Source organism: Streptomyces sp. NPDC107538 (assembly GCF_055657445.1).
In genome coordinates, this window is the sequence record NZ_JBVKAY010000002.1 from 591735 (window position 1) to 614233 (window position 22499).

General features: G+C 71.9%; 21 protein-coding genes, 2 pseudogenes and 1 riboswitch. Of the genes and pseudogenes, 9 read left to right on the forward strand and 14 right to left on the reverse strand.

The genetic code is table 11. The features are described from left to right. The first annotated feature begins 8 nt into the window (after window positions 1-8). Window positions 9-617 (forward strand): Uma2 family endonuclease, encoded by a 609-nt coding sequence (locus tag ACZ7MG_RS08480; RefSeq protein WP_471385582.1) that lies wholly within the window; start codon window positions 9-11, stop codon window positions 615-617. Here the strand turns inward: ACZ7MG_RS08480 and ACZ7MG_RS08485 are convergent. Next, a pseudogene (locus ACZ7MG_RS08485) lies at window positions 589-1035 on the reverse strand (carboxypeptidase-like regulatory domain-containing protein); the annotation flags it as partial. The gene ACZ7MG_RS08480 and the pseudogene ACZ7MG_RS08485 sit on opposite strands and share 29 nt — an antisense overlap. 272 nt (window positions 1036-1307) lie before the next feature. On the opposite strand from ACZ7MG_RS08485, the pseudogene ACZ7MG_RS08490 reads away from it, so the two are divergent. Continuing rightward, window positions 1308-1796 (forward strand): annotated as a pseudogene (locus ACZ7MG_RS08490) (sensor histidine kinase); the annotation flags it as partial. Here the strand turns inward: ACZ7MG_RS08490 and ACZ7MG_RS08495 are convergent. The 4 genes from ACZ7MG_RS08495 to ACZ7MG_RS08510 all read right to left on the reverse strand — a co-directional run bounded on the left by ACZ7MG_RS08495 (window position 1747) and on the right by ACZ7MG_RS08510 (window position 5692). Further along, the gene (locus ACZ7MG_RS08495) at window positions 1747-2193 is read right to left on the reverse strand and encodes an ATP-binding protein (RefSeq protein ID WP_471385581.1); all 447 of its coding nucleotides are present in this window, start codon (window positions 2191-2193) and stop codon (window positions 1747-1749) included. The pseudogene ACZ7MG_RS08490 and the gene ACZ7MG_RS08495 overlap by 50 nt on opposite strands. 176 nt (window positions 2194-2369) lie before the next feature. Then, window positions 2370-3923, reverse strand: a complete 1554-nt coding sequence (locus ACZ7MG_RS08500; protein ID WP_471385579.1) for an ABC transporter substrate-binding protein — start codon at window positions 3921-3923, stop codon at window positions 2370-2372. A 144-nt stretch (window positions 3924-4067) separates the two neighbouring features. Then, complete coding sequence (locus ACZ7MG_RS08505) at window positions 4068-5432, reverse strand: metallophosphoesterase (protein ID WP_471385661.1); 1365 nt, start codon at window positions 5430-5432, stop codon at window positions 4068-4070. Beyond that, window positions 5432-5692 carry an SCO4848 family membrane protein gene (locus tag ACZ7MG_RS08510; RefSeq protein ID WP_471385577.1) on the reverse strand — a complete coding sequence of 87 codons (261 nt, stop codon included), beginning with the start codon at window positions 5690-5692 and terminating at the stop codon, window positions 5432-5434. Before ACZ7MG_RS08510 ends, ACZ7MG_RS08505 begins: the two co-directional genes overlap by 1 nt. Before the next feature lie 127 nt (window positions 5693-5819). On the opposite strand from ACZ7MG_RS08510, the gene ACZ7MG_RS08515 reads away from it, so the two are divergent. Next, the gene (locus ACZ7MG_RS08515; protein ID WP_471385575.1) at window positions 5820-7136 is read left to right on the forward strand and encodes a D-alanyl-D-alanine carboxypeptidase family protein; all 1317 of its coding nucleotides are present in this window, start codon (window positions 5820-5822) and stop codon (window positions 7134-7136) included. Between the two features lie 90 nt (window positions 7137-7226). On the opposite strand, the gene ACZ7MG_RS08520 is transcribed toward ACZ7MG_RS08515, so the two are convergent. From ACZ7MG_RS08520 to ACZ7MG_RS08530, 3 genes are all read right to left on the reverse strand, one after another. After that, on the reverse strand, window positions 7227-8126 hold the full coding sequence (locus ACZ7MG_RS08520) for a YihY/virulence factor BrkB family protein (RefSeq protein WP_471385574.1): 900 nt from the start codon (window positions 8124-8126) through the stop codon (window positions 7227-7229). A 114-nt stretch (window positions 8127-8240) separates the two neighbouring features. Then, window positions 8241-9182 carry a decaprenyl-phosphate phosphoribosyltransferase gene (locus ACZ7MG_RS08525; RefSeq protein ID WP_471385572.1) on the reverse strand — a complete coding sequence of 314 codons (942 nt, stop codon included), beginning with the start codon at window positions 9180-9182 and terminating at the stop codon, window positions 8241-8243. After that, window positions 9175-9753, reverse strand: coding sequence for a phosphatase PAP2 family protein (locus tag ACZ7MG_RS08530; RefSeq protein WP_471385570.1), 579 nt, complete (start codon window positions 9751-9753; stop codon window positions 9175-9177). Before ACZ7MG_RS08530 ends, ACZ7MG_RS08525 begins: the two co-directional genes overlap by 8 nt. 165 nt (window positions 9754-9918) lie before the next feature. On the opposite strand from ACZ7MG_RS08530, the gene ACZ7MG_RS08535 reads away from it, so the two are divergent. Together ACZ7MG_RS08535 and ACZ7MG_RS08540 are read left to right on the forward strand one after the other, a co-directional pair. Continuing rightward, window positions 9919-11337: an FAD-binding protein gene (locus tag ACZ7MG_RS08535; protein WP_471385568.1), complete on the forward strand. Its 1419-nt coding sequence runs from the start codon at window positions 9919-9921 to the stop codon at window positions 11335-11337. A 102-nt stretch (window positions 11338-11439) separates the two neighbouring features. Continuing rightward, entirely contained in the window at window positions 11440-12195 is a 756-nt protein-coding gene (locus ACZ7MG_RS08540) for a decaprenylphospho-beta-D-erythro-pentofuranosid-2-ulose 2-reductase (RefSeq protein WP_471385566.1), read from the forward strand. A gap of 8 nt (window positions 12196-12203) precedes the next feature. Here ACZ7MG_RS08540 and ACZ7MG_RS08545 read toward each other — a convergent pair whose 3' ends face one another. Next, window positions 12204-12785 carry a 2'-5' RNA ligase family protein gene (locus ACZ7MG_RS08545; RefSeq protein ID WP_471385564.1) on the reverse strand — a complete coding sequence of 194 codons (582 nt, stop codon included), beginning with the start codon at window positions 12783-12785 and terminating at the stop codon, window positions 12204-12206. Window positions 12786-12996: 211 nt separating this feature from the next. Next, window positions 12997-14010 (reverse strand): tryptophan--tRNA ligase, encoded by a 1014-nt coding sequence (gene trpS / locus ACZ7MG_RS08550; RefSeq protein WP_471385563.1) that lies wholly within the window; start codon window positions 14008-14010, stop codon window positions 12997-12999. Between the two features lie 100 nt (window positions 14011-14110). Here trpS and ACZ7MG_RS08555 point away from each other — a divergent pair, with 100 nt between their 5' ends. The 3 genes from ACZ7MG_RS08555 to ACZ7MG_RS08565 all read left to right on the forward strand — a co-directional run bounded on the left by ACZ7MG_RS08555 (window position 14111) and on the right by ACZ7MG_RS08565 (window position 16606). Then, window positions 14111-14737 carry an RNA polymerase sigma factor gene (locus tag ACZ7MG_RS08555; protein WP_471385561.1) on the forward strand — a complete coding sequence of 209 codons (627 nt, stop codon included), beginning with the start codon at window positions 14111-14113 and terminating at the stop codon, window positions 14735-14737. A 46-nt stretch (window positions 14738-14783) separates the two neighbouring features. Beyond that, window positions 14784-15671 (forward strand): hypothetical protein, encoded by an 888-nt coding sequence (locus tag ACZ7MG_RS08560; protein ID WP_471385660.1) that lies wholly within the window; start codon window positions 14784-14786, stop codon window positions 15669-15671. 167 nt (window positions 15672-15838) lie between these two features. Continuing rightward, a complete protein-coding gene (locus ACZ7MG_RS08565; RefSeq protein ID WP_471385559.1) occupies window positions 15839-16606 on the forward strand; it encodes a hypothetical protein in 768 nt (255 codons plus the stop codon). Between the two features lie 86 nt (window positions 16607-16692). Here the strand turns inward: ACZ7MG_RS08565 and ACZ7MG_RS08570 are convergent, their stop codons facing one another. From ACZ7MG_RS08570 to ACZ7MG_RS08585, 4 genes are all read right to left on the reverse strand, one after another. Then, window positions 16693-18141, reverse strand: a complete 1449-nt coding sequence (locus ACZ7MG_RS08570; protein WP_471385557.1) for a glycine hydroxymethyltransferase — start codon at window positions 18139-18141, stop codon at window positions 16693-16695. Between the two features lie 31 nt (window positions 18142-18172). After that, window positions 18173-18261, reverse strand: a riboswitch (ZMP/ZTP riboswitch). A 106-nt stretch (window positions 18262-18367) separates the two neighbouring features. Further along, a complete protein-coding gene (locus ACZ7MG_RS08575) occupies window positions 18368-19552 on the reverse strand; it encodes a glutathionylspermidine synthase family protein (RefSeq protein WP_471385556.1) in 1185 nt (394 codons plus the stop codon). A gap of 21 nt (window positions 19553-19573) precedes the next feature. After that, the gene (locus ACZ7MG_RS08580) at window positions 19574-19963 is read right to left on the reverse strand and encodes a hypothetical protein (protein WP_471385554.1); all 390 of its coding nucleotides are present in this window, start codon (window positions 19961-19963) and stop codon (window positions 19574-19576) included. 104 nt (window positions 19964-20067) lie between these two features. Then, a complete protein-coding gene (locus tag ACZ7MG_RS08585; RefSeq protein ID WP_471385552.1) occupies window positions 20068-21090 on the reverse strand; it encodes a helix-turn-helix transcriptional regulator in 1023 nt (340 codons plus the stop codon). A 63-nt stretch (window positions 21091-21153) separates the two neighbouring features. Here ACZ7MG_RS08585 and ACZ7MG_RS08590 point away from each other — a divergent pair, with 63 nt between their 5' ends. Then, entirely contained in the window at window positions 21154-22422 is a 1269-nt protein-coding gene (locus ACZ7MG_RS08590) for an epoxide hydrolase family protein (RefSeq protein ID WP_471385550.1), read from the forward strand. Window positions 22423-22499 lie beyond the last annotated feature (77 nt).

Consider the following 22499-nt stretch of genomic DNA (forward strand, 5'->3'; position numbering starts at 1 on the left):
GGCACGCGATGTCCGCTGCATGCGTCGAGCAGTCCGTCGATCCTCGGCCGCTCACCGCCATCGCCGACGAGATCATGGAGCGTCATCCGGGCTACCGCGTCGAGATCATCGGAGGCCTTCTCCTCGTGTCCCCGGCCCCGGACAGCGCCCATGCCCGCGCCCTGACGAAACTGATGCGTCCGTTCATCGAGGCGGGCCTCGACGACGGCGAAACAGCGGTGCTCCAAGGCGTGGGGCTCTGGTTGCCCACCGATACCGAGGACTACGCCATCCCCGACCTCGCGGTGGTGGACGCCGACATCGACGAGCACCTCGTGGAGAACAACTCCTACGATCCGATCTGCTTCCGCCTCGTCCTCGAAGTCACCTCCGGGAACTGGAAGAACGACCTCAAGACCAAGGTCACCGCCTACGCCGAGGCGCAGGTCCCCGTCTATGTCGTCGTCGACCGCAAGCACCAGCGGCTCCACGTACTCACCGATCCCGCCAAGGGCGAGTACACGAGCCATCGCGTCCACGCCCCCGGCGAGATCATTTCCCTGCCGGAGACGATCGGCGCCAAGGTCGCCCTGGACGTCGACCAAATCATCAAGGCGGGACAGAAGAAGGCTGGTTGACCGCGTCCACCTCCCCCTCGACCACCCCGGCCACCTCCACGTCGTACACCAGCGGCCCCTCCCCCACGACCACCTGACGCGCGCGGGAGGCGGACGTCGGTGAGGTCGTGGCCAGGAGGTAAGGCCCCGGGCCGGGTACCGCCACGATGTACGAGCCGTCCGCCAGGGCCGTCACCCGGTCCAGCTGACGGCCGCCCCGCGACAACAGGGTCACCTCGGCGCCCTCGGCCGGCTCACCGTCCGCCGTACTGACGAAACCGTGGATCACGGAAGCGGGACCGTCCGGGGGCGCAACCGCCGAAGTCTCCTCCCTCGGCTCCACCGCCAGATGCGGCAGCCGTCGTTCCAGCCCTGCCGGCAGCCATCAGTTCGCCTTCCCGAGCAGATGCATCGCGGCCGGCACCAGGGCCGTACGGAGTCGTCGTCGACCGACCCCTCGGCCACCTTCCACACCACCGTGTCGGTGTCGCCCGCGCGCTCCGGGAAGGCCTTGTCCATCAGGTCGTACGCGTGCTTGGAGTCCGTGTCCGGGAGGGAGAAGACATTCGCGTAGTCCGTGCCCGCGCATTGGTCGTCGTTCGGTCCCCCAGGTCCTGGGTTCACCCTTGACCGCGGCGCGGGAGCGGCGACATGGGCCGCCCATGACTCTCAAGGAACTCCAAGGCGGGACCGGGCCCCTGTGGGAACTCCCGTGCGGGCCACCTCGTCGAGGAACTCCTCGCCCTCGCCCGGCTCGACCAGCGCCCCGAACTCCGTCTGCGGAACGTCGACCTGACCCGCCTGGTCCGCGACGCCGCCGCCGACCTCCGCGCCCAGCAGCCCGACCGCCCGGTCACCGTCCACGCCGACGGCGCCCTCCCGCTCCGGGCCGACGAGTCGGGCCTCCGGCAGGTCCTGGGCGACCTGGTGAGCAACGTCCGCACCCACACCCCGGCGGACGTGCCGGTGCGCCTCTCCCTCGCGCGGGAGGACGGCGTCGTACGGCTGTGCGTGGCGGACTAGGCGCCCGGTCTGGCGGAGGAGGACGCGGCCCGGGTCTTCGACCGCTTCTTCCGGGCGGGCGGCGGCGCGGGCAGCGGTCTGGGCATGGCGATCGGGCAGGGAGTGGTGGAGGCCCACGCAGGCGAGGTCACGGTGACCACGGTCCCGGGCGATGGCCTGAAAGTGACGGTCGCTCTGGGGGCGCCCCCACCAGCGCCCACACCGTCTTGCCGTGCCGACCCCGGCTCCACACCCCCCAGGCCGCCGCGAGATGCTCCACCAGCCGCAGCCCCCGCCCCGACTCCGCCCACTCCCCCACCTCCCTGAGCCGGGGCGGGGCCATCCCCTCGTCCGAGACCTCGATGAAGCAGGATCCGTCCGCCAGCGCGGTCACCGCGACCTCGAACTCCCGCTCCAGCAAAGGGCCGTGGCGTACGACGTTGGTGGCCAGCTCGGAGACGACGAGCACGATGTCCTCCAGGGCCGGGGAGCCCTCACCGTGCCCCCAGTCGACCAGGTGTTCCCGTACACGGTGCCGGGCGAGGCCCACGGACGCCGGATGGCGGGGCAGCCGGAAGGAGTTGCGTCTCACCACGTTCGCTCCTCACCCCGATCACATCCCCGACACAGAAGATGCGGTGGGCGAGCGCGTCCTGTCACTCCCTCGAACGTCCGGCCCGCGAGTTCGCGTCAGCTGTCACCCGGCGTCTGTCATATCCCGGCCGGAACCATCGGCCATGCCCAGGGCCGGAGCCATCACCGTGACCCTCGTCAGATCCAGTCCAGCCGCCACAGCCGGAAGACCCCGGTCCCGTCGGACAGATACTGCGCCCCGCCGACCTCCTCACTGCTGAGCACGTACTCCTTGCGCTGCCACAGCGGGATCATCGGCACGTCCTGGGCCACGACGTCCTGCAGTTCCTTGAAGTCCGCGGCGGCCCGGCCGCGGTCCTCGTAGCGCCGGCTGTCCTTGATGAGCCGGTCGGCCTGCTCACTGCTGTAGCCGTTGTCCAGGGAGTTGCCGGTGCCGACAAGGGGTCCGGCGAAGGTGTCGGGGTCGGGGTAGTCGGCGACCCAGCCCACCCCGTACGCATCCAACTTGCCTTCGGCGTACCGCTGTTGGAAGGCGGTCCACTCGTACGCCTTGGTGGTCACATAGAACAGCCCGCTCGCCTCCAGCTGTTCCTTCAGCTCGGCGGCCTCGGCGGCGGACGAGCCCCGGCCCTCGGCGTACCCGAAGGTGAAGCGCACGGGCATGGAGACGCCGGCCTCGTCGAGGAGCCGGCGGGCGCGCTGCGGGTCGGGCTTGGGGTTCGCGTCGAAGAACGAGGTGGTGTGGCCGGTGATGCCGGCCGGGATGAGCGAGTAGAGCGGGTCGGTGGTGCCCCGGTAGACGTCGGCGACCAGCTTCTCGCGGTTGATCAGCGCGGCCAGCGCCTGCCGTACCCGGCGGTCCTGGAAGGGCGAGTTCGGCCGCACGTTGAGCACGACGTTGCGGGTCTCGGTGCTGTCGGCCTCGGTGACCCGCTGGTCGGGGTCGCTGGGCGACAGCGCGGCGAGCGTCGCGGGCGGCAGGGTGCGGGTGACCACGTCGATCCGCCGTGCCTTCCACGCCTTCTGCAGCGCCGCCGAGTCCTTGTAGTAGCGCATCAGGACGGGGCTGCCGGGCTGCTGGACGGCGCCCCGGTAGTCGCCGTTCGGGGCGAGCCGGGCCTGTTCGTCCGCGTACGAGGTCAGCGTGTAGGGCCCGCTGCCGTCGGCACCGCCGTCCGTACGCAGCCTGCTCGTCGCGTACTTGGTGCTGTCGACGATCGCACCGGCGCCGGTGGCCACCTTGAACGGAAAGGTGGCGTCCGGCGAGGAGAGACGGAAGCTGACGGACAGTCCGTCCGCGGTGACCGACCGGAGCGTGTCGAGCAGCGCGGCGGGGCCGGTGTCCGCGTTGATGCGCTTGACCCGGTCGAAGGAGTACTTGACGTCCTTGCCGGTGACCTCGCGCCCGCTGGGGAACCGCAGGTCCGGGCGGAGGGTGCAGCGGTAGACGGTGAGGGCGTTGCCGACGAACCCGCACGCCCGGGCGGCGTCCGGAACGGGTGTGGCACCGCCCGGCTCGAAGGTCAGCAGGGACTGGAACACATTACTGAACAGCGCCCAGGAGCCCGCGTCGTAGGCGCCGGCCGGGTCGAGCGAGGTGACCGCGTCGGTCGTGCCGACGGTGATCGCCCGGTTCACGTCCCGCTGGGCCGGCAGCAACTGCCAGCCGCCGATCGCCGCGCTCGCCAGGACCAGCAGCGACGCGAGAATCCGCAAGCGAACCGACCGCATCGGCGCCCCTCCCAGGGATTCCCACCCGGCCCACTACGCACAGTGGTTCCTCGGTGGCGCGGATCACCTAACCACAGTCGCCTGTGTTGACGGAAGACAGGTTTTGTTGAGTTGAGAAAGAACTTAGTAAGCATGGGGGCCGTATCAGGCCTGCTTCGACGCCAGCTCCACCACGGTGATGTCCGACGGCGCCCCGACCCGCACCGGCGGCCCCCAGGCACCCGCGCCGCGGGTGACGTAGAGCTGGGTGTCGCCGTAGCGCTCCAGGCCCGCGAGGGTGGGGTTGGCGGCCTCGGCGACATAGGTCATGGGCCACATCTGGCCACCGTGGGTGTGCCCGGAGAGCTGGAGGTCGACGCCGTGGTCGACGGCGTCGTGGATCTGCACGGGCTGATGGGCCATCAGCACCACGGCGCGCGAGGTGTCCCGGTCGCCGAGCGCCTTGGCGAAGTCGGGGCCCTGGCCCTCGTCCTCGCCCGCGATGTCGTTCACCCCGGCGAGATCGAGATACGGCAGCTCGCGGCGGGCGTTCTCCAGCGGGGTCAGGCCCAGCCGCCGCACCTCCTCGACCCACTGCTCGGCGCCGGAGATGTACTCGTGGTTGCCGGTGACGAAGAAGCTGCCGTGTCGCGCCTTCAGACCGGCGAGCGGCGCCGCCGCCGGACCCAGGTCCTCGACATCGCCGTCGACGAGGTCGCCGACCACCGCGATCAGGTCGGGCTGCGTCGAGTTGATCGTGTCGACGACCTTCTGGGCGAAGCCCCGGCCCAGCATCGGCGAGAGGTGGATGTCGCTGACCACCGCGATCCGGAAACCGTGGGCCGCGCGCGGGAGTTTGGCCAGCGGCACGGTGACCCGCTTGAGCTTGGGGCCGCGTACGACGCCGTAGGTGCCGTAGCCGACGGTACCGACGGCCGCGGCGGCGACGGCCCCGCCGACGACCCGGGAGACGAAGAGCCGGCGGGAGGGGTCGGCCGGGGGCGCGGGGGCGGCCGGGGTGGTGGAGGCGGGCGGGGCCGGGGGTTCGGCCGCCGAGGAGGCGGCGGGGCCGGCGGGGGCGACGGGCTGTCCGGGCTCGGTGGCCTCCGCGGCCTCGGCCTCCGCGGGGCCGCCGCCCGCCGGGACCGGCTGCGGTTCGGGCTCGCGCACCATCGGCTCCTGGTCCGGCTCCGGCGCGGGCGCCGGGGCGCGCCGCGCCACCAGACGGAGCACGAGGGGCCGTACGAGCTCCCCCACCAGCAGGGCCAGCAGCAGATACAGCGCGAGGGCGAGCCACATGAAGCCCGGCCAGGTCAGCGTCCGCTGCAGCCAGAAGGGGGCACCGGTGCGCTCGGCCGCGAAGCCGCCGACCATCAGCAGCGGTCCGGCGATGAACACCACCGTGCCCACGCGTCTGGCGAGCCCCGGCCCGCGCGTCGTGTCGCGCACCAGGCGGCGCCACGCGTACCAGTGCAGCGCCCCGAAGGCGCCCAGCACCAGCAGGGCGACGAGGACGAAGACAGCGATCATCACGTCGTACTCCCGGTCACACGGTCTCGGCGAAGGGCGCGCACGCCGCGCAACCCGATGACCCCGATGGCCGTCCCAAGGGCAAAGGAGACGACGGCGAGCGTCAGATGCACCCAGAAGTACGCCGTCGGATCACCCGCGTCGTCGAACGCGAGCCCGCTGCCGTCCTTCCACAGGTTTTTGATGAAAGTGGTCCAGATGACCCAGCTCCACACCCCGAAGGCGAGCAGGAACCAGGAGAGGGGGCGGCTGAGCGTCATGCGTTCAGTATCGCCGTCGGCCGGGGGGTCCTCGCGCCGGGGTGCGAGCGGGGGCGCGAGCAGGAGCGGGCGAGCCACGGGGCGCTCCAGTGGGATTTACCGGTCGGAGCCATGTACTTTCTCGATCGTGCCCGCCTCCAAGAAGACCGCCAGGCGCCCCCTGCTGGTCACCTCAGCCACCCTGCTGTCCCTCTCGCTGACCTCGCTGTCGACGCTGACGGCCGCCCCGGCCCTCGCGGCTCCCGCGGCCTTCGCGGCGAAGGCGAAGCCGTCACCGAGTCCGAGCACCTCGCCGTCCGCGACGCCTCCGGCGAACATGTCGACCGTCGGCGGCGAGTCGCTGGGCAAGCCGGGGACCCAGGCCACGCTCGGCAGTGACGCGCCCGTCCTGCCCAAGGGCATCAGCGCCCGCTCCTGGATCGTCGCGGACGCCGAGTCGGGCGAGGTGCTGGCCGCGCACAACGCGCACTGGCGGCTCGCCCCGGCGAGCACGCTGAAGATGCTGTTCGCGGACACGCTGCTGCCGAAGTTCAACCGGGACGACGAGCACAAGGTCGCCCCGGCCGATCTGGCGGGTGTCGGCGCGGGCTCCAGCATGGTCGGCATAAAGGAGGACGAGACGTACACCGTCCACGATCTGTGGCTCGGTGTCTTCCTTCGCTCCGGCAACGACGCGGTGCACGTCCTGTCGGCCATGAACGGCGGGGTCAAGCAGACCGTCGCGGACATGAACGCGCACGCCGAGGAGCTCCAGGCCCTCGACACGCACGCGGTCAGCCCCGACGGCTACGACGCCAAGGGGCAGGTGTCGTCGGCGTACGACCTGACGCTGATCGCCAGGTCGGGGCTGCAGAAGAAGGACTTCCGGGAGTACTGCTCCACCGTGCGGGCGAAGTTCCCGGGCGAGACGAAGAAGGGGAAGAACGGCAAGAAGAGCCGTTCGTCCTTCGAGATCCAGAACACCAACCGGCTGCTCACCGGGGACAGCGGGCTCGACTCCTACCAGGGCATCGCGGGTGTGAAGAACGGCAACACGACGAACGCGGGTGCGACCTTCACCGGGGTCGCCGAGCGGGGTGACCGGGTTCTCCTCGTCACCGTCATGCATCCGGAGAAGGACGAGCACAACCAGGTCTACAAGGAGACCGCGAGCCTCCTCGACTGGGGGTTCAAGGCGGCGGGCAAGGTGACGCCGGTGGGTGAGCTGGTGCCGCCGAAGAGTGCGGAGACCTCCGGTGGGGATGCCGAGCCGAGTGCGCAGCCGGGGGCTACGGCGTCCGCGTCGGCCTCCGGTGGGGCGGGCGGAAAGTCGGTCGCCGCGGGGGCCTCCGGCGGGGGTGGCGGGGTCGGGGTTGCCCTGGGGGTCATGGGGGGCGTGTTGGGGGTGGTGGCCGGTGGGGTGTTCCTGGTGAATCGGAAGTGGCCTCTGCGGGGGAAGAAGTAGGGCGGTCCGGGTCCGGGGAGGGGGTGCCTGGTTGATGTCCGATGCGGGGTGCGGGTGCGTTGGGGCTTGTCGCGCCGTTCCTCGCGCCCCTTACGGGGCGCTGCCCTCGGTCGGAGGCTTCGGATCCGCTGCCTCCCCACTCTCTTTGCTGCCCTCCGCCGTCCAAGCCGCGCAGTACAGCAGCAGCTTGGTCGTGAAGTTGATCCAGAGGAGGAGGGCGATGGGGACGCCGAAGGCTCCGTACATGCTCTTGGCGGCGATGCCCTGCATGTAGCCGCTGAGGAGGAGCTTGAGGAGTTCGAAGCCGATGGCTCCTATGAGGGCGGCGACGACGAGGCGGCGGCGGGGCGGCTGGACGCCGGGCAGCAGGGTGAGGGCGTAGAGGAGCAGCAGAAAGTCGGCGAGGACGGCGACGGCGAACGCGGCGACGCGCAGCAGGATGCCGCCCCATCCGTCGCGGTCGATGCCGAGCTGGTCCGCGAACCGGCCGACGGCCCAGGACGCGGAGGTGGACGCGGCCAGGGAGACGAGTACCGCGCCGCCGAGACCGACCAGGACGCCCGTGTCCTTGCCCTTGGCGAGGAAGAAGTTCCCGTCGTCGTCCGGTTTCTCCCAGACCGCGCGCAGACAGCCGCGCATCTCGCCGACCCAGCCGATGCCGGTGAACAGCAGCAGCGCGCCGGCGATGATCCCGATCGTGCCGGCGTTGTCGACGAGGCCCGCGATGTCGAGCTGGTCGGAGATGCCGGGCACCTGCTCGGCGACCCGGTCCTCCAGGTCCCGCTGTCTGTCCTCGCCGAGGGTGGCCGCGGCGATGGCGGCGGCCACGGTCAGCAGCGGGAACAGCGCCAGGAAGCTGATGAAGGTCATCGCCGCGGCCAGGCGGGTCCACTTCACCCGCTCCAGCCGCTCGTACGACCGCCACGCGTGCGTGGTCGTCAGGCGCTCCACCAGGGGACCGATCCCGGGGAGCTTTTTCAGCCAGTCCATGATCCGAACTCTGCCCCACTCGTCGCCGACCGATGCTCCGCTACCGGATACCCCCGCACCGGCCCGGGATCCGCTCCCCGGCGGTCACCGGTTTCGACGCCCCCCGCCGCGGTGTCACCAGTCCGCCACCGCGGCCGCGTACATCGTCATCCACGCCGCCGCGACGAGGGTGAGGGGGCGGTCGTGCAGGACCACGTCCTCGGGCTCGCCCGCGGTGCCCCGGTCGGCGAAGACGGCGTAGCGGAGGACGGCCAGGACGAAGGCGACCAGGGAGAGTTGACGCCAGGGCAGGATGCCGGTGCTCGGTGCGCCGCCCTCCTCCAGGGCCCAGAGGCAGTAGCCGAGGACGGCGACCCCGGCCGCCAGCTGCCAGACGAAGCGCAGGTATCCGGCCGTGTACTCGGTGAGCAGCGCCCGGGTCGCGCCGGGCCGGTCGGCCGTCTGCAGGGCCTCCGAGTACCGCTTGGCCGCGACCATGAACAGCGCGCCGAACCCGGTGGTGATCAGGAACCAGCGCGACAGCGGGATGCCCAGCGCGAGCCCGCCGATCATCGCCCGCATCAGGAACCCGGTGGTGACGACCGCCAGATCGACGACCAGGACGTGCTTGAGGCTGACGCAGTAGGCGAGTTGGAGGCCGAGGTACGCGATCAGCAGCGCGGTGACGTACGGCGGGCAGAGCCAGGCGGCGGTCACCGGGGCGAGCACGGCCAGGGCGCCGCCGACGCCGTACGCGACCGGGACGGGGACCTGTCCGGCGGCGACCGGGCGGTGGCGTTTGACCGGGTGGGCGCGGTCCGCCTCGGCGTCCCGGGCGTCGTTGACGAGGTACACGGCGGCGGAGCAGGCCGTGAAGAGGGCGAAGACGAGCGGGAGTTGGGTGAGCGCGCGGGGCGTGAGGAGTTCCCCGGCGGCGGCGGGCGCGGCGACGACCAGGATGTTCTTGATCCATTGGCGGGGGCGTGCGGCCCGGAGGAGGCCGAGGGCGAGGCCGGCCCGCGGGGGCGCCTGCCCGGGGAGCGTCCGGTGCTCCAGGACCACCGTGCGCTCAGCCACGACCGTTCACCACCCAGCGTGCGCCGAGCCGCGCCGTGAGCGCCCCAAGGGCGACGCCCGCCGCCACGTCCGACGGGTAGTGCACACCGGCCACCAGCCGGGAGAGGCACATCGCGGCGGCGAGCGGGGCGAGGACGGGAAGCAGCAGCGGGGCGCCCAGGGCCCCGTGGGCCACGACGGCGACCGCCGCCGCGGCCGAACTCGCGTGCGAGCTGGGGAAGGAGTGCCGTCCGGCGGTGCGGACGAGAGGTGCGAGGGGTGCGAGGCGGGTATGGGGCGCGGGGGGTGCGGCATGCGCGGGGCGGGGACGTCGTACGACCCGCTTCACGCCCATGCTGGCCAGATGCGCCCCGGCGGTCAGGGCCGTGCCGCGCAGCCACACCCCGCGCCGTTCCCGGTCGACGGCGGCCCCGGCCAGGCCGGCCGCGAGCCACAGCAGCCCGTGCTCCCCCACCCAGGACAGCCCCCGCGCGGCGGTCGCCACGCGCGGGTCGGCGGCACGGGCGTGGAGCGCGGAGAGCAACCGCCGGTCCAGGCCCCGCACACCGTCGACGACGTCAACTTCATCCATGCCGCGTCACTCTTGTAGGCGGCCGTCCGAGAACTGCGGCAATCTTGAACGACATCCCCTTAATCACTCTTCGACCGCCCGCCGATCACCCATTTCGGTGAGGCGGCAGAGCGACCGGACCGAAGCGCCCGATTCCTTCACTTAGGCGGCGATACGGTCGCGCCCATGCCAGCCGACGCCGCCCCCGCCCCTCCGGCTCCCGCACCCCCCGCACCCGCACCCGCACCCGGCCGCCCCGTCCCCGTCACCGGCTGGGGCCGCACCGCGCCGACCACCGCCCGGCTGCTCCGCCCCCGTACGTACGACGAGGCCGCGGACGCCGTACGGGCGTGCGGGGCGCGCGGCGGGATCGCGCGGGGGCTCGGGCGGGCGTACGGGGACGCGGCGCAGAGCGCGGGCGGGACCGTCCTCGACATGACGGGCCTGGACCGGATCCACGCCATCGACGCGGACGGCGGCACCGTCCTGTGCGACGCGGGGGTCTCCCTGCACCGGCTGATGGAGGTGCTGCTCCCGCTCGGCTGGTTCGTGCCGGTGACCCCCGGGACCCGCCAGGTGACCGTGGGCGGCGCCGTCGCCGCCGACATCCACGGCAAGAACCACCATGTCTCCGGTTCGTTCGCCCGTCACGTCCTCTCCCTGGACCTGCTGACGGCGGACGGCGAGATCCGCACGGTCGTCCCCGGCACCCCGCTCTTCGACGCCACGGCCGGCGGCATGGGCCTGACGGGCGTCATCCTGACCGCGACCGTCCGGCTCCTCCCCGTCGAGACGTCCTGGATGTCGGTCGACACCGAACGCGCCCGCGACCTCGACGACCTCCTCGCCCGCCTCACGGCCACCGACCGCCACCACCGCTACTCCGTCGCCTGGATCGACCTCCTCGCCCGGGGCGCGTCGACCGGGCGCGCGATCCTGACCCGCGGCGACCACGCGCCCCTGGAGGCACTGCGCGGCCCGCGCGCGCGGGTGAGGCGGTTCGGGCCGTTGGAATTCCGGACCCGCCAGCTGCCGGCCGCCCCCGCCCACCTCCCGGACGGCCTCCTCGGCCGTACGGGCGTACGACTCTTCAACGAGCTGTGGTACCGCCACGCACCCCACGCCCGCACCGGCGAACTCCAGCGGATCCCCACCTTCTTCCACCCCCTCGACGGCGTCCCGCACTGGAACCGGATCTACGGCCGCTCCGGCTTCGTCCAGTACCAGTTCGTCGTCGGACACGGCCACGAGGAGGCCCTGCGCCGGATCGTGCACCGGATCTCGGCGCGCCGCTGCCCCTCCTTCCTCGCCGTCCTGAAGCGGTTCGGCGCGGGCGACCCCGGCTGGCTGTCCTTCCCGATGCCCGGCTGGACCCTGGCCCTGGACATCCCGGCGGGACTGCCCGGCCTCGGCGCCTTCCTGGACACGCTCGACGAGGAGGTGGCGTCCGCCGCCGGCCGCGTCTACCTGGCGAAGGACGCCCGACTGCGCCCCGACCTGCTGGCCGCGATGTATCCCCGGCTGGCCGAATTCCGCGCGCTGCGACGGGAGTTGGACCCGGGCGGCGTCTTCGTGTCGGACCTGTCCCGCCGTCTGGGCCTATGACGACCCGTAGCGCCCGTGGTGGTGCCCATGGCGCCCGCGGCAGCTGCGGAACGCCCTGATCCGGACCACCGAAAACCCCTGTCCCCACACCCAGGAGCTGTCATGAAGGACGCCTTCGGCACCCCCCAGTCCCTGCTGATCCTCGGAGGTACGTCGGACATCGCGCTCGCCACGGCCCGTCGGCTGATCGCCCGCCGGACCCGCACGGTGTGGCTGGCGGGGCGCCCCTCGCAGGATCTGGAGAACGCGGCCGTCCAGCTGCGCGGACTCGGCGCGGAGACCCACACCATCTCCTTCGACGCGCTCGACCCCGAGTCGCACGAGGCGATCCTCGGCAAGGTCTTCGCCGAGGGCGACATCGACATGGTCCTGCTCGCCTTCGGGGTGCTCGGCGACCAGGCGAACGACGAACGCGACCCGGTGGCCGCCGCGCGTGTCGCCCAGACCAACTACACGGGCGCCGTCTCCTCCGCCCTGGTCTGCGGGCGGGCCCTCCAGGCGCAGGGGCACGGCTCCCTCGTCGTCCTGTCCTCGGTGGCCGCCGAGCGGGCCCGCCGCTCCAACTTCATCTACGGCTCCAGCAAGGCCGGCCTCGACACCTTCACCCAGGGCCTGGGCGACGCCCTGCACGGCACCGGCGCCCACGTCATGCTGGTCCGCCCCGGCTTCGTCCGCACCGGAATGACCGGGGGCCGCCCGGAGTCCCCCCTCGCGACGACCCCGGAAGCGGTCGCCACCGCCATCGAACTGGGCCTGCGCCGCCGCTCGGAAACGGTGTGGGTACCGGGCTCACTCCGCCTGGTGATGGCGGCCCTGAGGCACGTCCCCCGGGCGCTGTTCCGCCGCCTGCCGCTCTAGGAGCGGGGTCACAGGGCCGGCAGCGTCGTGTCCCCCACGGGCGCCCCCGCCTGTGGGGGAACGACGGAGCCGCCGAACGCGAACTCGCGCAGCTTCCGCCAGACCCCGTCGGGCCCCTGCTCGTAGAGCGCGAAGCCGGTGCAGGGCCACTGTGCCTCGTACCCGGCCAGCTCCTCGAACGCCCGGTCCATCGCCTCCTCGGCGATGCCGTGCGCCACGGTGACATGCGGGTGGTACGGGAAGTTCAGCTCGCGCGCCACCGGCCCCGAGGCGTCCCGGACCTGCTTCTGCAGCCAGGTGCAGGCCTCGGCCCCCTCCACGACCCGTACGAAGACGACGGGCGACACGGGCCGGAAGGTGCCCGTGCCGGACAGCCGCATCGGGAAGGGCCGGCCGGCCGCCGCGACCTCGGCGAGATGCGCCTCGATCGCCGGCAGCTGGTCGCCCTCGACCTCTGTCGGCGGCAGCAGCGTGACATGTGTGGGGATGCCGTGAGCGGCGGCGTCGCCGAAGCCCGTGCGCCGCTCCTGGAGCTGGCTGCCGTGGGGCTCCGGGACCGCGATCGACACACCGATCGTTACGGTCCCCACGTCGTCTCCTGTCGTCGTGTCATGCGTGTCATGCGCGTTGTCGAATGTCCTCGTCGGCCGCGCCCCGTCGCACCGGACGCGTCGACCGCACCAGCTATCGACTGTACGGCCACGGCGGTGTTCCGGGCAGGCGCAGCGGGAGTGATGTGCGGCGCTGTCGGTGGTGCGACCGGTGGTGCGATCGGGCGCTCGGGGGCAGAGGTGGTGCGGCTCAGTGCTTGGCGGGCAGGAAACCCACCCGGTCGTACGCCTGGGAGAGCGTCTCCGCGGCGACCGCGCGCGCCTTCTCGGCCCCCTTGGCCAGAATCGAGTCGAGCGTCTCCGGGTCGTCCAGATACTGCTGGGTACGCTCCCGGAACGGCGTCACGAACTCGACCATGGCCTCGGCGAGGTCCGTCTTGAGCGCACCGTAGCCCTTGCCGACGTACTTCTGCTCCAGTTCCGCGACACCCGCCCCCGTCAGGGTCGAGTAGATGCTGAGCAGGTTGCTGACGCCCGGCTTCTCCGCGGTGTCGAAGCGGATCACCGTGTCGGTGTCGGTGACCGCGCTCTTGACCTTCTTCGCGGTGACCTTCGGGTCGTCGAGCAGGTTGATCAACCCCTTCGGGGTCGACGCCGACTTGCTCATCTTGATCGCGGGGTCCTGAAGGTCGTAGATCTTCGCCGTCTCCTTCAGGATGTACGGCTTCGGGATCGTGAAGGTCTCGCCGAAGCGGCCGTTGAAGCGCTCGGCGAGGTCACGGGTCAGCTCGATGTGCTGGCGCTGGTCCTCGCCGACCGGCACCTCGTTCGCCTGGTACAGCAGGATGTCGGCGACCTGGAGGATCGGGTACGTGAAGAGGCCGACGCTCGCGCGGTCGGCGCCCTGCTTGGCGGACTTGTCCTTGAACTGGGTCATCCGGGAGGCCTCGCCGAAGCCGGTGAGGCAGTTCATGACCCAGCCGAGCTGCGCGTGCTCGGGGACGTGGCTCTGGACGAAGAGCGTGCAGCGCTCCGGGTCGAGACCGGCGGCGAGCAGCTGCGCGACGGCGAGCCGGGTGTTGGCGCGCAGGTCCGCGGGGGCCTGCGCGACGGTGATCGCGTGCAGGTCGACGACCATGTAGAACGCGTCGTGGGACTCCTGCAGGGCCACCCACTGGCGGACGGCGCCGAGGTAGTTGCCGAGGTGGAACGAGCCGGCGGTGGGCTGGATGCCGGAGAGCACGCGGGGTCGATCAGAGGCCATGCTCACCATTCTCTCAGGTGTCGGGGGGCGTTCCGGAACCGACCGGAAACAGATGTGACACGGGTGGGAACCGATCCGGTCCGGGCGGTGTACCCATGTTGTGAGAACGCGGGAGGGGGGCCGCATCGTCGATGAGGCCGCGGTGATCGCACGCGTGCGCGCCGGGGAGCCGGAGGCGTATGCGGAGCTGGTGCGCGCCCATACGGGCATCGCGCTGCGGGCGGCCCGGGCGCTGGGCGCCGGTGCGGACGCGGAGGACGTGGTGCAGCAGGCCTTCTTCAAGGCGTACTGCTCCCTGGGCCGCTTCCGGGACGGCTCGGCGTTCCGGCCGTGGCTGCTGTCGATCGTGGCCAATGAGACGAGGAACACAGTGCGGACAGCGGGTCGCCAGCGGTCCCTGGCCGACCGTGAGGCGGCCCTGATAGAGGCCGAGCCGCTGATACCGCCGTCGGCGGACCCGGCGGTCGCCGCGCTGGAGATCGAGCGCCGCGTCGCGCTCCTGGGCGCCCTGGAGAAGCTGAGCGAGGAGCACCGCCTGGTCGTCACCTACCGCTATCTGCTGGAGATGGACGAGCCGGAGACGGCGGCGGCCCTGGGCTGGCCCCGGGGCACGGTGAAGTCCCGCCTGAGCCGGGCACTGCGCAAGCTGGGGCGGCTCCTGCCGGAGTTCGAGCCGGGGGATCCGCTGGGACAGCCGGGAGGGGGAGGGGGTGAGGAGTGTGCGTGAGCCGGACGAGGGCGAGGGTCTCGGGCGAGGTGAGGGCCGGGGCGAAGTGGGGGGTCGGGGGCCGCTGAGGGGCGGTGATGGCACGGAGGGTGACGGCCGTGATGTCCGGTTGCCCGAGGAGCTGCGGGCGCTCGGGCGGGCGCTGGACCGGCCTCCGGGCGAGGGTCCCGACGGGGACGACACCATGGTCGAGCGGGTGCTGCGGCAGATACTCGCCGAGCGGGTGCCGACGCCGGTGGCCGAGCCGCCGGGGATCGGTGAGCGGCTGCGGGGGGTGCGCCGGTGGGCCGGGCTGCGGTGGCGCACGCTGACGGCCGCGCTGTGCGGGGTGCTCACGGTCCTCGTCCTCACCCCTCCGGTGCGTGCGGCGGTGGCCGACTGGTTCAGCTTCGGCGGGGTCGAGGTGCGGTACGACCCGTCGGCCACGCCTTCGCCCGGAGCGGGGGGGCCGGGGGTGCCGGGGGTGCCCGGTTGCCCGGACCCGGTCCCGCTCGCCGAGGCCGGGCGGCGGGCGGGGTTCGCTCCGCTCGTGCCGGGTGCGCTGGGCGCCCCGGACGCGGTGTCCGTGGCCCGTGCGCCGAAGGACCGTTTCGTGATCACTCTCTGCTGGGACGAGCGGGGGCACACCATCCGGCTCGACGAGTACGCGGCCCGGCTGGCACCCGAGTACGGCAAGACCGTGGCGGGTGAGCAGGCGGTGGAGTGGGTCGAGCTGGACGGGAGCGGGGGCGCGGGCGCGTCCGCCGCGCTGTGGTTCCCCGAGCCGCATCTCCTGCGCTTCTGGATGACCTCCGAGGACGGCTCCCGCTTCACCCGTTCCGAGCGCACGGCGGGGCCCACGCTGCTGTGGGTCCACGACGACGAGTTCACGCTGCGACTGGAGGGCGTGGAGTCGAAGGAGCGGGCGCGGGAGATCGCGGAGTCGGTGGAGTGAGCGGGACGGGGGTCAGTCGGGCCGGGGTCCAGCGGGCCGAGGGTCCAGCGGGCCGGGGGCGGCGGACTCGGTTCCGGTGGGTGGGAACCCCGGCGGGTCGAGCGGTGTACCAGAAGTGACACCGCGAGTGCGGACGGGCCGCACCGGGATCGACCGGGGGGTGTCGGATGCGTGGACTGCGACAACTGACGGCGTTGGTGGGCGTGTTGATGACGGCCTTGGCCCTGCTCCTGCTGGGGGCTCCGCCCTCGGCGGCGGGCGGGCCGACGAGCGTGCTGCTGGTCTCCCCGACCAGCCATCGGACGGCTTCGCTGTACGGCACACAGGAGGAGTACGGCGACCTGGAGAAGCTCCTCGCCCCCGCGGGCGGCGCGCTCGACGGGAGCCGGGAGGAGGCCCCTGAGTGGGGCCGGGACGAGATATGGGGAGAGCGGATCAGCGACATGGTCAGCGTGACGTGGATGATCCACGACGTGACCCCGTGGCGGCTCGACCGGGTCTACACCGCCGCGCCGGACACCAAGGACATCTGGATCCATACGACGCTCGGCACCGAGGAGGAGGCCTTGGGCACTCCGGGAACCGGCGTCTGGCACAGGGCGAAGCAGCCGGACCAGCTGCGCAAGCTGCTCACCGGCCTGGAGATCATGAGCGCGGCCCCGGGTGATCCGGCCCCCGGAGCCTCGGTGCGGGACGAGTCGTCTTCGAGCGGCGCGACGGGCGGGGCCCCTGCCGGCACCGCCGGGACGACCGCCGTCGCCGGGTCCGCGGCCGACACACCGAGCCCGACCGATCGCGTCCGCTGGGCGATACCCGCCCTGGCGCTGGGCCTGCTCCTCGGCTCCGGCGGTGCCACGCTCCTTCTGCGCCGGGCGGCGGCCCGGCACGGGTCCGGGCCGCCGCGGGAGCCCCGTCAGGAGCTGCTGGACGCCTGAGCGGCGCCGGTCTGAACGCGAGCAGGAGGCGGTCAGAAGGCGGTCAGAACGCGGTCGGGCAGAAGGCGATCAGAAGGCCGGCGGGATCAGCCGAGGTCGATCTCCGGGTACAGCGGGAAGCCGGCGACGAGGTCGGTGGCGCGGCGGGAGATCTCGTCGGCGACCTTCGCGTCGAGGACGTGCTGGGCCTTGGAGGGGGCGCCCGACTTGGTGGTGCCGGGTTCGGTGGTGGTGAGGACGCGGTCGATGAGGCCGGCGACCTCGTCCATCTCGGCGGTGCCCAGACCACGCGTGGTCAGCGCGGGCGTGCCGATCCGGATGCCGGAGGTATACCAGGCGCCGTTCGGGTCGGCCGGGATGGCGTTGCGGTTGGTGACGATGCCGGAGTCCAGCAGCGCGGCCTCGGCCTGACGGCCGGTGAGACCGTAGGAGGTGGCGACATCGATCAGGTTGAGGTGGTTGTCGGTGCCACCCGTCACGAGGGTGGCGCCCCGGCGCATCAGGCCTTCGGCCAGCGCCCGGGAGTTGTCGACGATGCGCTGGGCGTAGTCCTGGAAGGCGGGCTGCCGGGCCTCGGCGAGGGCGACGGCCTTGGCTGCCATGACATGCGGGAGGGGGCCGCCGAGGACCATCGGGCAGCCGCGGTCGACCTGGTCCTTGAGGGAGTCGTCGCACAGGACCATGCCGCCGCGCGGGCCACGCAGCGACTTGTGGGTGGTCGTGGTGACGATCTGGGCGTGCGGCACCGGGTCGAAGTCGCCGGTGAGGACCTTGCCGGCGACGAGGCCCGCGAAGTGCGCCATGTCCACCATGAGCGTGGCACCGACCTCGTCGGCGATCTCGCGCATGATCCGGAAGTTCACGAGACGGGGGTAGGCGGAGTAACCGGCGACGATGATCAGCGGCTTGAAGTCGCGGGCGGAGGCGCGCAGGGCCTCGTAGTCGATGAGGCCGGTGGCGGGGTCCGTGCCGTAGGAGCGCTGGTCGAACATCTTGCCGGAGATGTTCGGGCGGAAGCCGTGGGTGAGGTGGCCGCCGGCGTCCAGGGACATGCCGAGCATGCGCTGGTTGCCGAAGGCCTGGCGGAGTTCGGCCCAGTCGGCCTCGGAGAGGTCGTTGACCTGGCGGGCGCCGGCCTTCGCCAGGAAGGGGACCTCGACACGGTCGGCGAGGACGGACCAGAAGGCGACGAGGTTGGCGTCGATCCCGGAGTGCGGCTGGACATAGGCGTGCCGGGCGCCGAAGAGTTCCTTGGCGTGCTCGGCGGCGAGGGACTCGACGGTGTCGACGTTGCGGCAGCCGGCGTAGAAACGGCGGCCGACGGTGCCCTCGGCGTACTTGTCGCTGAACCAGTTGCCCATGGTCAGGAGGGTGGCCGGGGAGGCGTAGTTCTCGGAGGCGATCAGCTTGAGCATCTCGCGCTGGTCGGTGACCTCCTGGCCGATGGCATCGGCCACGCGCGGCTCGACGGCGCGGATCACATCGAGGGCGGCACGGAAGGCGGTGGACTCGTGGGAAAGGGGCTCGGCTGACATGGGGACCTCCGGACGTTGCGTTCAGCGTTCACGGTACGGCCCAGGCGCACGGCACTCATCTTTCCCGGGCCGCTCCCCGATGGTCCGTCCCATCCCAGCGCGCCAGTCACGGCCCTGCCGGTCACCCTATCGGGCGCCGGGGACGCCGGAGCCCCGGCGTCCACCATACGAACGACGGTGCCCCGGCCCGCTCCGAGGCGCGCGGTCCGGCGCACGGTCCGGCGCGCTAGAGGATCACATGGGGGAGGAAGCGGGCGTATTCGTCCGTGACGAGGCCCGAGGACTCGCGGATACCGAGGCCGGCGGACTCGTTCTCGACGACCCAGGCACCGAGGACGACATGGTTGCCGTCGAAGGCCGGGAGGGGCGCCAACTCCTGGTAGCAGCAGGGCTCTTCGCGGAGGACGGGGTCGGCACCCGGTGGGTGGAGGGTGACGCCGGCGCCTTCGCGGCCGAGGAGGGGTTTGGCGACGTAGCCGGTGGTGGCGGCCAGTTCGCGGGGGCCGTCGAGATGGGCGGGGAGGAGGTTGGGATGGCCGGGGTACAGCTCCCAGAGGATCGCGAGGAGGGCCTTGTTGCTGAGGAGCATCTTCCAGGCGGGCTCGATCCACAGGGTGGTCCCGGTGCCGCCGCCGTTGTCGAGGGTGGCGAGGACATGCGGGGCGAAGCGGTCGGTGGTGAGCCACTCCCAGGGATAGAGCTTGAAGATGCTGCGGATGAAGCGGAGTTTCTTGTCGACGAAGCGTTCGGAGAGGCGCTCCCAGCCGATGTCCTCCATGGAGATCCAGTCGGTGTCGAGGCCGGCCTGTTCGGCGGTCTCCTTCAGATAGGCGACCGTCATCAGGTCCTCGCCCAGCTCGTCCCCGGCGGAGTGCGCGAAGTAGAGGGGGCTGCCCGGCGGGAGGAGGGAGGACTGCTTCTTCCAGGCGTCGACAAGGCGTTCGTGGAGGGAGTTCCACTGGTCGGCGCCCGGGAAGCGTTCCTCCATCCAGAACCACTGGGGGCCGGCCGCCTCGACGAGCGAGGTCGGGGTGTCGGCGTTGTACTCCAGCAGCTTGGCGGGGCCGGTCCCGTCGTAGCGGAGGTCGAAGCGGCCGTAGACGGACGGCAGTTCGGCCCGTCGGCGCCAGGCCTCGGCGACGAGGCCGGCGAGGCGCGGGTCGGTGATCCCCAGGTCGGCGAAGCGGTCCTCGGCCACGATGTGCTCGGCCGCCGCCAGGCACATGCCGTGGAGTTCCTCGACGACCTCCTCCAGCGCCTCGACCTCGGGGAGCGAGAAGACGTAGTACGCGCTCTCGTCCCAGTAGGGGCGCAGGGAGTTGTCGGGGTACCGGGTCAGCGGGTAGATGAGCCCCTGTTCCTCGACGGTCTCCTGCCAGCCGGGGCGGGGTGCGATGGTGCGGCGTTCCATGGCTCTGTCTCGTCCGCCGGGTCAGCCGCCACTGGAGCCGGAGCCGTCACCGTCGCCCGAGCAGCCGAAGCCGTCCCGGTCGACGGCCTCGCTGCGGCTGAAGGTGCCGTAGTCGGCCCAGCCGGCGCTGACGTCGGCGTCGTAGTACCAGGCGGCGTCGGCCGAGTCGCTCTGGCTGCGGTTGCCGCTGCTGTTGCTCTTGCGGTTCTTGCCGTACGACGACGAGGAACTGGAGCCGGAGTTGCAGTTCTTGTCGGCGATGATCTTGTAGCCGTTGGCGTAGTCGTAGCTGTCACGGTCCACGCAGCGGCGGTCCGGATCGGAACCGCAGGAGGTCAGGGCCGCCGCGACGACGCCCATCCCACCGAGTACGACCGTGCTGGACCGCAGCCGCCTGCGCTGTTCTCCCATGTGTGCTCCCCCGTCGGACCCGAAGGCCCTGCTTATGTGCGCTTTATCGGCGCTCAGACTAGTGATCGACTCCTTGCCGGGGCCAACCGGGTGCGGGGGCACGGTCACAGACGGCGGATCGCCTCCAGGGAGCGGGTCGCCTGGGCGCGCAGGGCGTCGATGAGTTCGGGTGGCGCGGAGGCGTCGAGGGTGAAGTCGGCGTCCATGGTCGTGATCATCCAGGCGAGGTCCCGGGGGGTCTCGGCGCCCAGGTGCAGCAGACAGCGCTCGTCGTCGAGGGGTTCGAGCACGCCCATACCGGGCCAGAGCCGTTCTCCGGCCGACGCTGCCGGTTCGTGCAGGGTGACGGAGGCCCGGAAGGGCCAGGCCCGGGACGAGAGGCGGTGTGCGAGATAGGTCGCCGCGTCGCCGTCGGGGAGTGCGCGCGGGGTGAAGCGCGGTCCGGTCGGGGTGCGCGGCACGAGGCGGTCGACCCGGAAGGTCCGCCAGTCCGCGCGGTCGAGGTCCCAGGCGACGAGATACCAGCGCCGGTCGAAGCTGACGAGGCTGTGCGGCTCGACGGTGCGGACGGGTGGGGCGGGGTGGGGGTCGGGGGTGTTGAGGGTGATGGGAAGGGTGGGGGTGGCGGTGGGGTGAGGGCCGGTGTAGTCGAAGCGGAGCTGCTCGTGGCGGCGGCAGGCTTCGGCGATGGTGAGGAGGGTGTCCGGCGAGACCCGGGGGGCGGGGGCCGCGCCGGCTCGTACGGTGGCGGTGCGCAGGGTGGTGACCCGGTGGCGGAGGCGGGAGGGCAGGACCTGCTCCAGTTTGGTGAGGGCGCGCAGCGAGGCCTCCTCGATGCCGGTGACCGTGCCGTCGGCGGCGGTGCGCAGTCCGACCACGACGGCGACGGCCTCCTCGTCGTCGAGCAGCAGCGGCGGCAGGCTCGCCCCGGCGCCGAGCCGGTAGCCGGCGGCGCCCCGGACGGCGTGCACGGGGTAGCCGAGTTCGCGCAGGCGCTCGATGTCCCGGCGCAGGGTGCGTCGGCTGACGCCGAGGTGCTCGGCGAGTTCGGCACCGGAGCGGTCGCGCTCGCGATGGGTCTGCAGCAGGGCGAGCAGTCTCAGCAGTCTCCCGGAGGTCTCCAGCATGGTCATGAGGGTGCCGCAGAGTTAGGACCGAAGGTGACCCAACCGGTTCGTAGCGTCGGAGCCATGGAGAACACGACGACGTCGGCACCCGAGACCACTCCCCTGCCCACGCCACGGCTCGACCCCGTACCGTTCCGGATCGCGATCCCGCAGGACCGGCTCGACGACCTGCGCGGCCGGCTGGCCGCCACCCGCTGGCCCGAGGAACTGCCCGGTGTCGGGTGGAGCCGGGGTGTGCCGGTGGGCTATCTGAAGGACCTCGCCGAGTACTGGCGCACCGGCTACGACTGGCGGGCGCAGGAGGCGGCGGTCAATGCGTACCCCCAGTACACGACGGAGATCGAGGGACAGAACGTCCACTTCCTGCATGTGCGTTCGCCGGAGCCGGGGGCGACACCGTTGATGCTGCTGCACGGCTGGCCGGGTTCGGTGGTGGACTTCCTGGATGTCATCGGGCCGCTGTCCGATCCCGGGGCGCACGGCGGGGATCCGGGCGACGCGTTCCATGTGGTCGTTCCGTCGCTGCCGGGGTTCGGTTTCTCCACGCCGCTGGCGGGGCCGGGCATGAACGCGGCCCGGATGGCTTCGGTGCTCACCGGGCTGATGTCGCAACTGGGGTACGGGCGTTATGGCGTCCAGGGCTACGACACCGGGTCGTGGGTCGCCCCCGAGATGGGGAAGCAGGCGCCGGAGCGGGTCATCGGGGTCCATGTCAACGGCATGATCACCTTCCCGGCCGGGGCGGAGGGCGAGATGGACGGCCTCAGCGAGGCCGAGCAGCGGCGTTGGCAGACCATGCAGGACTTCAACGACGGCTATCTCCAGTGCAATTCCAAACGACCGCAGACGGTGGCGTACGGGCTCACCGACTCCCCCGTGGGGCAACTGGCCTGGATCGTCGAGAAGTTCAAGGAACTCACCGACCCTGAGGACGGGTTGCCGGAGGCCGCTGTCGATCGGGACCACATGCTCACGAACATCTCCCTGTACTGGTTCACCGGCACGGCCGCCTCGGCCGCGCAGATCTACTACGAGGAGATCTCCGCGAGTGCCTGGGGCGACGAGGGTGCGTGGAGTGACGAGGGTGCGTCGAGTGACGGGAGTGCCTGGAGTGACGGGAGTGCGTGGAGTGACGGGGACGGGGACGGTGGCGGGCGCGTGCCCACTGCCGTGCTGCTGTCCGCGCATGACGTGACGATCCGGCGCTGGGCGGAGCGGGACCACGACATCGTGCGGTGGACGGAACTCGAACGCGGGGGTCACTTCCTCGCCATGGAGGCCCCGGAAGCGCTCGTCGTCGATGTCCGGGAGTTCTTCCGGGAGCTGCGGTGAAGTGAGGGCCGGAGGGCGGCGCCCGGTGGCGGGCGGGAGCCCTGCTCCTCCCGTCGACAGCCCTCATTTCCTTGACT

What these genes read in the sequence shown, in the direction of transcription:
- ACZ7MG_RS08480 (WP_471385582.1), top strand. Translation starts at nt 9, where the DNA reads ATGTCCGCTGCATGCGTCGAGCAGTCCGTCGATCCTCGGCCGCTCACC.
- ACZ7MG_RS08500 (WP_471385579.1), bottom strand. Translation starts at nt 3,923, where the DNA reads ATGCGGTCGGTTCGCTTGCGGATTCTCGCGTCGCTGCTGGTCCTGGCG.
- ACZ7MG_RS08505 (WP_471385661.1), bottom strand. Translation starts at nt 5,432, where the DNA reads ATGATCGCTGTCTTCGTCCTCGTCGCCCTGCTGGTGCTGGGCGCCTTC.
- ACZ7MG_RS08510 (WP_471385577.1), bottom strand. Translation starts at nt 5,692, where the DNA reads ATGACGCTCAGCCGCCCCCTCTCCTGGTTCCTGCTCGCCTTCGGGGTG.
- ACZ7MG_RS08520 (WP_471385574.1), bottom strand. Translation starts at nt 8,126, where the DNA reads ATGGACTGGCTGAAAAAGCTCCCCGGGATCGGTCCCCTGGTGGAGCGC.
- ACZ7MG_RS08530 (WP_471385570.1), bottom strand. Translation starts at nt 9,753, where the DNA reads ATGGATGAAGTTGACGTCGTCGACGGTGTGCGGGGCCTGGACCGGCGG.
- ACZ7MG_RS08535 (WP_471385568.1), top strand. Translation starts at nt 9,919, where the DNA reads ATGCCAGCCGACGCCGCCCCCGCCCCTCCGGCTCCCGCACCCCCCGCA.
- ACZ7MG_RS08540 (WP_471385566.1), top strand. Translation starts at nt 11,440, where the DNA reads ATGAAGGACGCCTTCGGCACCCCCCAGTCCCTGCTGATCCTCGGAGGT.
- trpS (WP_471385563.1), bottom strand. Translation starts at nt 14,010, where the DNA reads ATGGCCTCTGATCGACCCCGCGTGCTCTCCGGCATCCAGCCCACCGCC.
- ACZ7MG_RS08565 (WP_471385559.1), top strand. Translation starts at nt 15,839, where the DNA reads ATGCGTGGACTGCGACAACTGACGGCGTTGGTGGGCGTGTTGATGACG.
- ACZ7MG_RS08570 (WP_471385557.1), bottom strand. Translation starts at nt 18,141, where the DNA reads ATGTCAGCCGAGCCCCTTTCCCACGAGTCCACCGCCTTCCGTGCCGCC.
- ACZ7MG_RS08575 (WP_471385556.1), bottom strand. Translation starts at nt 19,552, where the DNA reads ATGGAACGCCGCACCATCGCACCCCGCCCCGGCTGGCAGGAGACCGTC.
- ACZ7MG_RS08580 (WP_471385554.1), bottom strand. Translation starts at nt 19,963, where the DNA reads ATGGGAGAACAGCGCAGGCGGCTGCGGTCCAGCACGGTCGTACTCGGT.
- ACZ7MG_RS08585 (WP_471385552.1), bottom strand. Translation starts at nt 21,090, where the DNA reads ATGCTGGAGACCTCCGGGAGACTGCTGAGACTGCTCGCCCTGCTGCAG.
- ACZ7MG_RS08590 (WP_471385550.1), top strand. Translation starts at nt 21,154, where the DNA reads ATGGAGAACACGACGACGTCGGCACCCGAGACCACTCCCCTGCCCACG.